Annotated in this window: 12 protein-coding genes; 2 read left to right on the top strand and 10 right to left on the bottom strand. The window is 34.5% G+C overall.

Annotated elements, in window-relative coordinates; genetic code table 11:
• The first annotated feature begins 11 nt into the window (after positions 1-11).
• On the top strand, positions 12-3,746 hold the full coding sequence (locus tag GBO31_RS17840; RefSeq protein ID WP_219009823.1) for an Ig-like domain-containing protein: 3,735 nt from the start codon (positions 12-14) through the stop codon (positions 3,744-3,746).
• 379 nt (positions 3,747-4,125) lie between these two features.
• Positions 4,126-4,482 (top strand): hypothetical protein, encoded by a 357-nt coding sequence (locus GBO31_RS17835; RefSeq protein WP_219009822.1) that lies wholly within the window; start codon positions 4,126-4,128, stop codon positions 4,480-4,482.
• A 26-nt stretch (positions 4,483-4,508) separates the two neighbouring features.
• On the opposite strand, the gene GBO31_RS17830 is transcribed toward GBO31_RS17835, so the two are convergent.
• The 10 genes from GBO31_RS17830 to GBO31_RS17785 form a co-directional block, all read right to left on the bottom strand.
• Positions 4,509-5,051 (bottom strand): acyl-CoA thioesterase, encoded by a 543-nt coding sequence (locus GBO31_RS17830; RefSeq protein WP_219009821.1) that lies wholly within the window; start codon positions 5,049-5,051, stop codon positions 4,509-4,511.
• Positions 5,052-5,066: 15 nt separating this feature from the next.
• Complete coding sequence (locus GBO31_RS17825) at positions 5,067-5,435, bottom strand: 6-phosphogluconate dehydrogenase (RefSeq protein WP_219009820.1); 369 nt, start codon at positions 5,433-5,435, stop codon at positions 5,067-5,069.
• 15 nt (positions 5,436-5,450) lie between these two features.
• Entirely contained in the window at positions 5,451-6,794 is a 1,344-nt protein-coding gene (locus GBO31_RS17820) for an IPT/TIG domain-containing protein (RefSeq protein WP_219009819.1), read from the bottom strand.
• A gap of 43 nt (positions 6,795-6,837) precedes the next feature.
• Entirely contained in the window at positions 6,838-7,992 is a 1,155-nt protein-coding gene (locus GBO31_RS17815; protein ID WP_219009818.1) for a serine hydrolase domain-containing protein, read from the bottom strand.
• Positions 7,989-8,333 (bottom strand): hypothetical protein, encoded by a 345-nt coding sequence (locus GBO31_RS17810; protein WP_219009817.1) that lies wholly within the window; start codon positions 8,331-8,333, stop codon positions 7,989-7,991. The genes GBO31_RS17815 and GBO31_RS17810 overlap by 4 nt, the downstream gene beginning before the upstream one ends.
• Before the next feature lie 11 nt (positions 8,334-8,344).
• Positions 8,345-9,736 carry a DNA recombination protein RmuC gene (rmuC, locus tag GBO31_RS17805; protein ID WP_219009816.1) on the bottom strand — a complete coding sequence of 464 codons (1,392 nt, stop codon included), beginning with the start codon at positions 9,734-9,736 and terminating at the stop codon, positions 8,345-8,347.
• Between the two features lie 166 nt (positions 9,737-9,902).
• Positions 9,903-10,367 (bottom strand): DUF5063 domain-containing protein, encoded by a 465-nt coding sequence (locus GBO31_RS17800; protein ID WP_219009815.1) that lies wholly within the window; start codon positions 10,365-10,367, stop codon positions 9,903-9,905.
• Between the two features lie 51 nt (positions 10,368-10,418).
• Positions 10,419-11,348, bottom strand: a complete 930-nt coding sequence (locus GBO31_RS17795) for a DUF5694 domain-containing protein (protein ID WP_219009814.1) — start codon at positions 11,346-11,348, stop codon at positions 10,419-10,421.
• An 85-nt stretch (positions 11,349-11,433) separates the two neighbouring features.
• Positions 11,434-12,231, bottom strand: coding sequence for a LytTR family DNA-binding domain-containing protein (locus GBO31_RS17790; protein WP_219009813.1), 798 nt, complete (start codon positions 12,229-12,231; stop codon positions 11,434-11,436).
• A gap of 23 nt (positions 12,232-12,254) precedes the next feature.
• Positions 12,255-12,977, bottom strand: coding sequence for an ABC transporter ATP-binding protein (locus GBO31_RS17785; RefSeq protein WP_343211324.1), 723 nt, complete (start codon positions 12,975-12,977; stop codon positions 12,255-12,257).
• Positions 12,978-13,012: the final 35 nt, after the last annotated feature.

Raw genomic sequence — 13,012 nt, 5'->3', positions numbered from 1 at the left:
AATAGAAAGAAATGAAAAGAAAATTACAATTTTTAATGGTTTTCCTTACTACAGTTTTAGTGGGAAGCACCACGATAGCTCAAAATTATGTGCAATTAGGGCAAGACTTAAATGGAGTAGGAGCTTTTAATCGTTTGGGAAATGCAGTAAGTGCAAGTGATGATGGAAATACCATAGCGGTTGCAAGTACTAATAGTATCCGTATGTATAGACTAAATACTTCTGGTTTATGGACACAAATAGGAAATGACATTAGTAAAATAGGAAATTCCACATCTTTAGATATCACAGAAAATGGTAACAGAGTAGTGATAGGAAAGTCAAATCAAAATACAGTATCAGTATACGACTTAAATGCCAATAATCAATGGGTACAGATAGGCTTAGATATTACAGAAGCTGCTGACACAGAATTTGGTTTTTCTGTAGCTATGAACAGTACAGGAAATAGAATTGTTATTGGAGCGCCAGGACCAAGTTTCGGAAGTCCAAATAGTATCGGATTTGCAAGGGTATATGAACTAAACAGTAGTAACCAATGGGTACAATTAGGAACACAATTTGATGGAATTAACGATGAAGAAAATTTAGGTCGATCAGTAAGTATTAGTAGTGATGGTAATCGAATTGCAATTGGCGCGTTAGATGGGAATACTAACCGTTCTGGACAAGTAAAAATATATGACCTGAATGCAAGCAATCAATGGATACAAGTTGGAAATGATTTAAATGGAACAGGAGTTAACTCAAGGTTTGCAAGTGATATAGAAATGAGCAATGACGGTTCCAGAATTATTGTTGGAGCAGATGCTAATAGAGATGCAGGATTAAATACCGGTGAAGTACAAGTATTTCAACTAAATAGCAGTAACCAATGGGAACAATTAGGCTCAGATTTTAATGGAGGTGCAAATGACCGTTTAGGGTTTGATGTATCTATAAGCGGTGATGGTACAAGAATTGCTATTGGAAGTTTCAATGATGATTCAGCTCTTGAAAATGCAGGAGCAGTGCGAGTTTATGAATTAGATACTAGTAACGAATGGATATTAGTTGGCTCCGCTATTTTAGGAGATCAAACATCCAGTTTCTTTGGACGTAAAACTAGTCTTAATGCTCAAGGGTCTAGACTCATTGTAGGTGCTGAATTTTATGACTCGCAAGGTTTTGGTAATAATGGTCAAGTTCGCGTTTATGAATTCGACGGAACTCGTCCTACAGCAACCATAACATCTTCACTGAGTAGTCCAACAGTAGAAAATACCATTCCAATCACGGTGACATTTTCTGAGCCGGTAACCGATTTTGAAGTTGCAGATATCACTTTTGGAGCTAGTAATTTTATTGTATCAAATATACAAGGATCTGGTAATATTTACACTTTTAATATTACAATTACTACACAAGCACCACAAACTATAACTATAGTAATCGATGAAAATGGCGTGATAGATGCTGCTGGAAATGGTAATGAAGCTTCGTCTCAGTTTAGTATAGAGTATGATCCTACATTTATTAACTCAGTGCCTTCATTTAACTTACCTTCAAATGCAAATCAAACGGTTAATGAAGATGAAGGTGATCAAACCGTAAACGGATTTGCTACAGGTATGGATGATGGAGATTCTGGAGCGCAAACATTAACTTTTAATGTTTCCAATGATAATAATGCATTGTTTAGCGTACAGCCAACAATTGATATAGTAACAGGAAACTTAACCTACACCACAGCTGACAATGCTAATGGTGTGGCAACAGTAACCGTTAGTCTATCCGATAATGGAGGTACTGCTAACGGAGGTGTGGATACTTCTGCAAATCAAATTTTTACTATTACAATAAATGCTATCAATGATGCGCCTTCTTTTGATATTCCTGTAGGAACAACTGTTACTACTTCTGAATTCATAACTGGACAAATACCTAGTTTTGCAACTAATATTGATGATGGGGATGCAGAAATAACACAAGTATTAACATTTAATGTCTCTAATAATAATAATGCTTTATTTAGTGTACAGCCTACTATCGATCCAGTAACTGGTGACCTAAACTATATAACATTAGATGATGTTTCCGGGACTGCGATCATAACTGTTAATTTATCAGATGATGGAGGAACAGCTAATGGAGGTGTTGATACTTCTGCAAACCAAACTTTTACAATCGAAGTGTTGTCGATTAATGATCGCCCAGAATTTAACCTTCCAGCAGTAGCCGATCAAACTGTAAATGAAGATGCAGGTGCACAAACAGTAGATGGATTTGCTACAGGAATCGATGATGGAGATACAGATATGACACAAGTCCTTACATTCAATGTTTCTAATGATAATAATGCCTTGTTTAGCGTACAGCCAACAATTGATATCGCGACAGGAAACTTGACCTACACTACAGCGAACAATGCCAATGGTATGGCAACTGTAACCGTTAGTTTATCTGATAATGGAGGTACAGTTAATGGAGGTGTCGATACATCATCTGACCAAACATTTACCATTACAGTAAATGCAGTGAATGATGCACCTTCTTTTGATATTCCTGTAGGAACAATTGTTCCCACTTCTGAATTCACAACTGGACGAGTACCAGGTCTTGCAACTAATATTGATGATGGGGATGCAGAAGTGACGCAAGTATTAACGTTTAATGTCTCTAACAACAATACTTCTTTATTTAGTGTACAACCTACTATTGATCTAGCAACAGGTGATCTAAACTATATAACATTCGATGATGTTTCTGGGACTGCTATCGTAACAGTTAATTTATCAGATGATGGTGGTATCGTTAATGGAGGTGTGGATACTTCAGCCGATCAAACATTTACGATCATAGTAAATGCAGTAAACGATATGCCCGTATTTGCGTTACCAACAATGCCAGATCAAATTATAGCAGAAAATTCTGGAGCTCAAATTGTGAATGCATTTGCCACAGGAATTGATGATGGAGATGCTAATGAAGTACAAACCTTGACTTTTAATGTGTCTAACGACAATACTTCTTTGTTTAGTGTACAACCTTCAATTGATCCAGTAACAGGAAATCTAACTTATACTCCAGCAGCAAATACTTTAGGCATAGCTACGGTAACTGTAAATCTTTCCGATGATGGAGGAACAGTGAACGGAGGAGTAGACACTTCTGCTAATCAAACCTTCACCATTACTGTTGCAGATCAAACTCGTCCTACAGCAACTATAACATCGTCGCTAAGTAGCCCAACAGCAGAAAACACCATACCCATCACCATTACCTTCTCTGAACCGGTAACTGGTTTTGAATTTACGGATCTTACGATCGGCGGAAGTAATATTAATTCATCAGCTATACAAGGATCTGGAGATACCTATACTTTTACTATGAGCATTACTGTAGGACAACCTCAGACCATAACGATAACCCTAAATGAAAATGGTGTTACAGATGCCTCAGGGAATGGTAATGAAGCTTCATCTCAGTTTAGCATAGAATATTCGCCAACCTTAAGTAATGAGGACTTTGAATTAGATGCTAAGGATGTCGTTTTCTTTCCAAACCCTGCTACTAATAGTATTACTTTTAGACAAAACTCCATCTTAAAAGAAGTGACTGTATATAGTATGGAAGGAAAATTAATGGATGTTCAAGATCTTTCTCAAAATCAGACTGTAGATATTTCATCCTTGAGTCGTGGAGTATATTTGTTGCAGGTACAAACAGAATTAGGAGTTATTACTAAAAGGTTAATCAAACAATAAAACCGCAGTATGTTGATTGTTAAAATGATAAGACTGTTTATAATATACAGCGTATAATTATCAGACCGAGTTTACGAATGCAATTGAATGATTTGGTTGTTTTAGTAAACTCGGTACGATCAATATCTTAACAATCTAAATGACTACTCAAAAAGTGCAGAGAATGTGGGAAAGAATACGATTGCCTATAGTATTAGCAATGCTATATATATTCTTAAGTATTGTACTATTTCATTTCGTATAAAAATCAATTTAGTTGCAGATATATACATCTTCAGAATATTTTATGAATAAAAACGATTTTCAGCTAAGAGATTGATTAAGAAAGCATAGAGTAAGATATAAGTTTGCTAAAACAATACTTTTAAAAATAATTTTAATGAAAAAAAAATTAAAAAGCCAATATAACTCTCTAGAAGAGATCATTAAATACTTACAAACGAAAACCAACTATGAATTATCTATCAAACCTGACGAGTGGGTTACTGATGGTTCCTTACTACTCACTCCTGGTAAAAAATGTCTTGTGATTAAAAAAAGTGCCACTGCTGGAGCCAAAATTAACTTGATTAGTGGTAGTGCCATCGAAATCCATCCGATCCCTCCAAGCAGTGTGGTGAATCGAATAACCCAAAAAGGATTATTAGCAGTTATCATCTACGGGCTAATCATTGATTCTCAGAGACAGGTGGCTGAAGAGGTTGGGAAATATCTCTCAGAAATACAAATACTGTAAAGCTTTACAAACCAGGTATAAATTGATTATAATTCTACTTTTACATTGTATTCTTTTAGTAGTTCTATATGATCATTTAGCTTAAATTCAGAAGCTTTGAATCGGTCTCTTCTAGCACTGGCATCTTCTTTCCTAATAATACTTCTTACAAAACGACGAACAGCAGTTTCATTTTCAAGAATTAACCCAGGAACCGAAATGCTTTTGCCTTCATCATTTTTTGCAACCATAGTAAAGTAACTAGAATTGCAATGCTTCACTTTACCCGTCATTATATTCTCAGCTTCTACACGAACTCCAACAACCATAGAAGTTGTACCAACATGATTGATAGACGCTTTCATAGTAACGAGTTCTCCAACTTCTATAGGTTTTCTAAAATCTACTTTATCTACACTTGCCGTTACGCAATACGCTTCAGAATGTTTGGATCCACAAGCAAACGCGATCTGATCCATTAGGGACAAAATATAACCACCATGAATTTTTCCACTAAAATTGGAGTGTGAAGGGAGCATCAACTCTGAGATAACAACTCTAGATTCTTTGGCAGTTTTATATTTTTCCATAAATGAATAAGATAATTATTTATTTCTAAAATGAGGAGATTCTTCTTCTTCGACACCGATGACGAAATATTTCGAATCTCCTAACCAGGATACTGTTGCAAAGCGTTCTTTGTATTTTAATTTTACATATCTACCCTGATATTCTTCTAGTTTTTTGATGACGTCCTCATTTTTGTCCTCTACAGAAAAACTAAATATTTGAGCTCCAGAAATTCCTTGACTAATTTCTCCTTCCCATGTTTTAAAAAGTATACCTTTATTACTGAATTTAATAAGTTCTCCACTTCGAACACCTTCGCTATAAGTGCTAAAATAGACCGTTGTATACCATGCTACAAATAACAATATGATGGCTGCAATAATAAGTAAAAGAATTTTTTTCATGTATCTATAGTAGCGCTAGTATTCAGGAGTGATGAGTCGTATAGCATCATCTGTACCTATAAAGATGACATCATTTTCATCTACAAAAAGATTTCTAGGGTTGTTAAATGTTGCAATCGAAGGAATTCCATCCATGGATCCTATATCTCCAGTTCCAGCGTACGTGCTCACTACACCATCGGGAGTAATTTGTTTAATTTTTTGATTTCCAAAATCTACAACATAGATATTACCTTGAGAATCCACGCCTACGTCTAGAGGAGCATTAAATTGAGCTACGTCACCAGTACCGTTTACATCTCCCATTGTTCCATTACCGGCAATTGTAGAAACAAAACCTTGTGGTGTTACTTTTCGAATACTATGATTTCCAGCGTCTGCAAAAATAATATCACCATTTGCATCGATCGCCATTCCAGCGGCAAAATTGATAAGAGCCGTGTCCGCAGGACCATCTACAAAACCAACCATTCCTGTACCAACCAAGGAGCTAACGATGTTATCAGGAGTTATTTTTCGTATTGTAGCATTTGCTAATTCACATACATAAATGTTGTCTGTAGCATCAACAACTACACTAATTGGAGCAGCAAATTGCGCAATGCTACCATCGCCATTTACCAATCCTGAATCTCCTGTCCCGGCTATTGTCTCTACAGTACCCGCACTGAGATTAATTCTTCTTATTTTTTGAGCTCCCAAATCAGCAATAACAATATTTCTGTTGGAGTCCATGGCTAAACCTCTAGGATTATTAAAGGTACTTTCGGCCAACGTTCCATCCATATCCCCCAATACTCCTGTCATACCTGTCACGGTACTCACAATATTATCAGTATCGATTTTTCGTATTTTATTATTTCCATAATCCGATACAAATAGAGATCCTTCCTGATCTGTTAGCAACCCCCATAAAGCAGAAAAACTAGCATCCGCAATGGGGCCATCCATATCTCCTGGCATTTCACTTCTTATAAGCGTAGAAACTTGAGCAGGAGTAATAACATATGTAAATACAGGTCCTTCAATATCTTCTCCGTTAGATACAACCCTTACAACACCTGTTTGTGCTCCTCTTGGAACTGTGGCGGTTATTTCGGTTTCTGAAACTGAATTTACAACAGCTTCAACATCATTAAAAAATACAGATATAGCACTAGCGTTAGTGTCAAAGGCGATACCATTAATGGTAACCTCAGTATCTCCAGGTCCACTGGTTGGAGAAATACTTTCAATTTCTGTTAGGGCAATCAAATTCAGATTATCACCATCTTTTGTACAACTTAAAATACTTAAGATTAACAAAAGACAAATAAGACCGGATTTACTTTTTTTAGAAATAAGTGCAAAAGATGTCATGTGTATAAGTTTTAAGTTATTACAAATATATACGTAATTTTTTTTAAAATGCATTGTAAACCTTGGTAACGAACTCATCGATCTTATTGGGTTCTAACCATCTGGTAACGATTACGAGATTTTGTTTTTGATCTATAACAATAAAATTACCACCAAAACCTGCTGCATAATAAAGATGCTCTGGTAGTCCTTCCCAGTGACGTGATCCTTGTTTATTAAGCCACCACATAAAGCCATAGTTCGAATTTGCTTTAGAGGACTGGATAGCCTCTTGTATCCAATTTTTTGAAATTAATTGTTGGTTATTCCAACTACCATTATTCATAAAAAGTAATCCAAAACGAGCGTGATCTAAGGTGTTTATAAAAAGTCCTCCACCAGAATGACCACCACCGCTAACAGATTGCATTTTCATACCGTCGATTGTAACCCATGAATTGTCATATCCATACCATCTCCAAGTGGAAGAAGCACCAATTGGATCCATGATCTTTTCTTTAAGTATTTGAGGTAATGGTTTCCTCCAAACATTGAGAAGAGAATATGCCAATACATTAACTCTTACATCATTATATTCAAAAACGGTACCTGGTTCTTGTAATTTCCTGAATTTCCAGTCGTCAATATCACCTGTTTTTGGAGGTCGGTCTGCCCAATCATATCCTCCCCATAATTGCCCTGACCAATCAGATGATTGTGTTAATAGGTGGCGCCAACTAATTTTTTTATTATGAGCGCCAGAGAAAGTATGATCCCAAACATATTGATAAGTGAAATCATCGACCGATTGTATTAGTTTTGCATCTAAGGCTAACCCTGCTATAGTAGATAGATAACTTTTAGTTACACTAAAAGTCATATCTACACGGTTTATATCTCCCCATTTGGCAACTATGTATCCATTTTTCAGGATCAAACCAGCTGGAGTTCCTCTTTTTTTTGTTGGACCAAGTATTTGGTGATAGGGTTCGTGTTCAAAACCTTTTAGAATGGCTATTCGTAGATCTTTGGATCCAGAGTGTTCATTAGCATTTGCATATTGTATGGCTTCATCTAATTTAGTAGCATTAATATTAAATTCTGTTGGATTTTTCTCTTCCCAATTTCCACGATCAGGGAAATATAATTCTTGCGTAATTCCAAGGCTAGTGAGGAGCCCAAAAAAGAATGTTAAGATTTGTGTGTTTTTACTTCTCATGCGCTTGCGGCTTTTGCTTTGATTACTTTTTTTACCAACAAGAAAGTTCCTACTGCAAAAAATAAAGAGCCAAGAACGGATAAGACGCTAATTGCAGCAGTCATATACGAATATGCTTCTCCTGGCCATTTTCGATAAAAGACAAATTGAATCCATAAAATTTTTCCGACAACTATACATAGGAAGATAATTACATTTCCAACTAGTATAAGTGTTGCATCAATTTCGGGACCTGTTTTTCTAATATAATAAATGCTGATAATAACAAAGAGAAGTGTAGGTATCGCATATAGTAGGCCTAGAATTGCCTGAATTAATACTTGAGAATTGCCTAATTCCATAGTTCTAAAAATTAAATTTCGTTATCCTCAGAAGCTCTCTTAATGATTGCTTCCGGTAAAGCCTTTTTAGCTTTAGCCCCCATCTTTTTTAGTTTTTCAACACTTGTTATCAAATTACCTCGTCCTTCTACTAACTTATTCATTGCAGCAGCATAATCTTTCTTTGCATCATCAATCTTTTTGCCTACTCCGGTAAGATCTTTCATAAGACCTTCAAACTTGTCATACAGCGCGCCAGCTTGTCTTGCTATTTCAATAGCATTACGCTGTTGTTTTTCATTATTCCACATTGTATCTATAGTACGAAGTGTAGCTAACAATGTAGCAGGAGTGACGATAACTATATTCTTTTCAAACGCTTGATTGTATAATTTGTTATCCTCATTAATCGCAATGGCAAAAGCCGGTTCAATAGGAACGAAGAGCAATACAAAATCCGGAGATTCAATATCATACAAATCCTGATAGTTTTTTCCAGATAATTGATCAATATGACGCTTTAGCGAAGTGATATGTTCTTTTAGAAAGGTACTCTTTAATGTTTCATCATCTTCATTGACATATTTTTCATAAGCAGTTAGTGAAACTTTAGAGTCAATTACCATTTTTTTACTATCCGGAAGATGAATCACAACATCTGGCAGCACTCGTTGTCCATCTCCAGTTGTAAAACTTTGTTGTACAAAATATTCTCTATCCTTTTCAAGTCCTGATTTTTCTAGTACACGTTCTAATACTAATTCGCCCCAATTACCTTGCATTTTGCTATCTCCTTTCAGGGCTTTGGTAAGATTAGTGGCCTCTTTACTCATTTGTTCATTCAGATCTTTGAGTCCTAATATTTGTTGACGTAAAGCTGCATGATAGTCAATACTTTCTTTATGTGTTTGTTCTACTTTCTTTTCAAAAGTGTTGATTTTCTCTTGTAAAGGATTCAGAATATTTTTGATATTCTCCTTATTCTGCTCGGTAAACTTGTTGGATTTTTCATCCAGTATTTTATTAGCAAGGTTTTCAAACTCTTTGGTGAATTTTTCCTGTAGTTTTTCTACTTCCTCTTTTTGCTCTTGATTTTTGAGTTGCAGGTTTTCAAATTCTGTATTTCGTCTTGTGAGTTCGGTATTTAAAAAGTCTTTTTCTCGTCGAATTTCATCCCTTTCTTTACTAATTTCAGAAAGCTGCTTTTCTAAGGCTTCTTTTTGGACTTGTTGCTGTTGTTTTGTAAGTTCCAACTGCTGAGAAGCTGTTTTTTTTACTTCTTCTAATTGTAACTGCAATTGGTTGCTACGTTCATTAAGTGCACTTTGATCACTTTTGTTTTTTAATGATGAAACGTATTTGCCTATAAAAAAACCTATGATGATTGCGACCACTGCAATAAGCAGTAATATGTATTCTGACATGTAATTTTAATTTACTCGATAATCGAGATTTTCATTTCTTGAGAATTACCCCAAAAACAATAAATAAGTTTACTATGATTACTCTAGGAGTTACCTTAAGAGTTATATACTCAAAGATAAAAATTTCGCTTGTATAAGACGATAAGAAGCGTATATAATATCAAAATTATAATTCCTCTTCTAGATCTTTTAATGTTTTTAAAAGATTTACAATATGACGTTCAGAGTGATTACGCATGATAAACTCAAAATACCATAGTGCATCTTGTTCACTTGTATTTTGAAATCGCCATTGTACTTCCATGAGATCTTTGATAATATCTGATAAATCATCATTAGCATCACCTAATTCAGTATCGGGTTTGGTCATTTCAAAAGGATCTAAAATGATCTGATAAAACCCTAGTTTAGGAAAATTAGATCGTATAGTATTGGAGATTTTTTCGAAATTAAAATCAGGGGGATCAGGATATTCTTTTTCGTCTGCTGGAGTATTGTCAGCTATAGCAAGGTATTCCTGATATAAAGATATCAGTGTTTGTTTTAATACAAGTTCTTTATTAGGGATATCTAGTTTGGGACTAGTTCCCCAATCAATAATAGGTTCAATTATAGATAATAAATTAGTCAAGATCTGATGTTTTCAAACAAAACTAACCAACAATTTTTAAACTATAGCTATCTATTCATCCATTATTTTTATGCTAAATTGAGGATATTGTTGTTCCAACGCTTCTTTAAGACCTAATAGATGACCAGCTCCTACAATAACAATGGCCTTTTGATGATTTTGTTTTATGACTTGTTCTCCAATATTTTTTGCCATTCCGGCATTTCTTCGATCCCAAACCGCGGCAGCTTCTTTGCAAGGAGTACAATCTGTTTTTCTAAAAGTAAACCGATTTGATATTTCATAGCCTCTTACTGTTTTTTGTTTGTTGGTATAATAGGCTAATTTTCCAAAAAGTGCAGGGATGATCGCTCTATTGTAGTCTCTTTTGTGTTGTTTTTTTAATAGTTTTATCTCGCCATCTTTATTACTTTGTTTGATACAAGCTCTGGATAATTTAGTGTATTTCTTGGTTTCATGCTGGTGATCCATAGCATAGATAAAATTCATATCCATGGCGATTGCTAATTTTGAAGTCAAATCTCCATTTTCATTTCTAACAGGTTTCTTACTTCCGTTTAATCCATATTTAGTTAGGTAAGCATAATAATACCAGTTTGCCTTATCACGGTTTACTGCATAGTAGTTTTTTAGATATTCAAAATCATCTTGTTTCATAACGCTGACAGCAGTATTTCGTAACTTAGAAGTTCTTCTACTATCATTTTTAAATATAGTATTAATGCYATCTCCATATGGAATGAACCAAGTACTTTCGTAATTTTTTAGGCTTAATGTATCTTCTGGTCGTTGTCGTTCCACATAAATGGCATCGGGTTTATACGATTTTGCAATTTTAAGAAGTGGACGATAACTATGCTTCACAATTTTAGGAACATTATGCATAGTGCCTATGATAAATATTTCAGGTTTTGTTTCTTGAGAAAAAGCGGATACGATGTTTATGCTAATAATAATGATAGTAATGATTACAGTTTTCATTTTTTTTAAAATTAATTCAATGATCAAAACTATTAGCTATAATTGATTTATCCCCTTGAAAATATGGGCTTGTGGTGAGTTGTGTTTATTTTGTGGTAGAATTTAGCTGGTCTTTTACTTTGGGTAGATACGTCTTAGAAATTGGAATTTCAATGTGATGTGTTAAGAGTAAACCGATCTTACCTTTTTCCGTCTTCCATTGTTTAAAGTGAAATGGATTGATCAAAAAAGAACGATGTGTTTGTAGTAATTCTGGAAAATCAGATGCAATAGAAGAAAGCTTGTTTCTGATTAACTGTTTTTTTATTTGATCTGCATCCAAATATGAAATTTCAATATAATTATCAGAAGATTGAATACATAAAATTTGATTAAAGAAAAGTCTTAAGCTTTCGTAATTGCCAGCACCTTTGATTTCTATTTTTTGATCTTCTAGTTTTTTATTCTTGTATTTTCCAAAAGACCATCTTCCTATGATTACAATTGGAAGAATAGTAATGACTGCTGGTACATAAATACGTTTTAGATGATACCATAAAGTATATGGATTTTGTTCATCATGCATCACCACATATAGATAAAAGCTTCTGCTTAATATAAGTCCCAAAATGATAAATAAGGATAAAAAAATTATTTCTTGTAATAGGCTCCAATGGTCATTGTTTTTTTTGAATAAAACTTGTTGAATAGGTAAAAGACTGATGTAACATATGGCACCAACTATTCCGTAAAATGGGAGATATATAAGTTTTTCTGATGGGCCAAATTCATTTACATCTAATGGTTCTGTGAAATACAAGAATATAAATATCCATATAGCTAATCCTAATGCTATCAATAAGTGATGTTTTATAGAAGGATCAAAAGGGAATCTGATATTCATTAGGCTATAAAGGTTAGAAAAAATTAGTGTCTTACTTTATAGCTTCCTGTTTTTGGATCAAATAGTATGAGATCTTCAGGAAACAAAGAAGAAAATGCTCTACATTGAATTAGTTCTTTAGGTCTCCCAAATTCGAAACCATCCGTATTCATTACGATCATTTTATCGCACAGTTGTATGGCAAAATCAATCTCATGTGTAGAGAAAAGAATGGTTTTTTGAGTTTCAAAAGCCAACCGTTTAAGAAGTTTTAAGATATATGCTTTATGATACACATCTAAATGAGTAGTTGGTTCGTCGAGCATAATAAAAGGAGTGTCTTGTGCAATAGCACGAGCAATAAGTGCCTTTTGTAATTGACCGTCGCTTAATTCAAAGCATTTTTTATTTACCAACTCTGAAATATGGGTAACTTCAATTGCCTTTTGAACTTTTTCGATGTCTTCATCAAGCAGCTTTCCAACCCAATTGGTATAAGGTTGTCTGCCTAAAGCAACTAATTCTTGCACCGTTAGATTTTTTGAAGCGATTTGTTCGGTTAATACAATACTTAGTTGTGATGCGAGTTCTGAAGTTTTATAGGTTTTTATTTCTTTATCTGATAAGAAGACATCTCCGCGAAGTGCTGGCTGTACTTTGGATAATGTTCTTAGAAGAGTAGATTTTCCAATACCATTCGCACCGACTAATCCTACAAGTTCTCCTTCGTATAGTTTTAAATTTATATCTGCAGCTACTACTTCCAAATTGTTTTTGTGGACTTCCAAATTGTTTTTGTGGC

The organism is Aquimarina litoralis, from assembly GCF_019295435.1.
Lineage (GTDB): Bacteria > Bacteroidota > Bacteroidia > Flavobacteriales > Flavobacteriaceae > Aquimarina > Aquimarina litoralis_A.
This window is presented reverse-complemented; position numbering and strand designations above follow the sequence as displayed.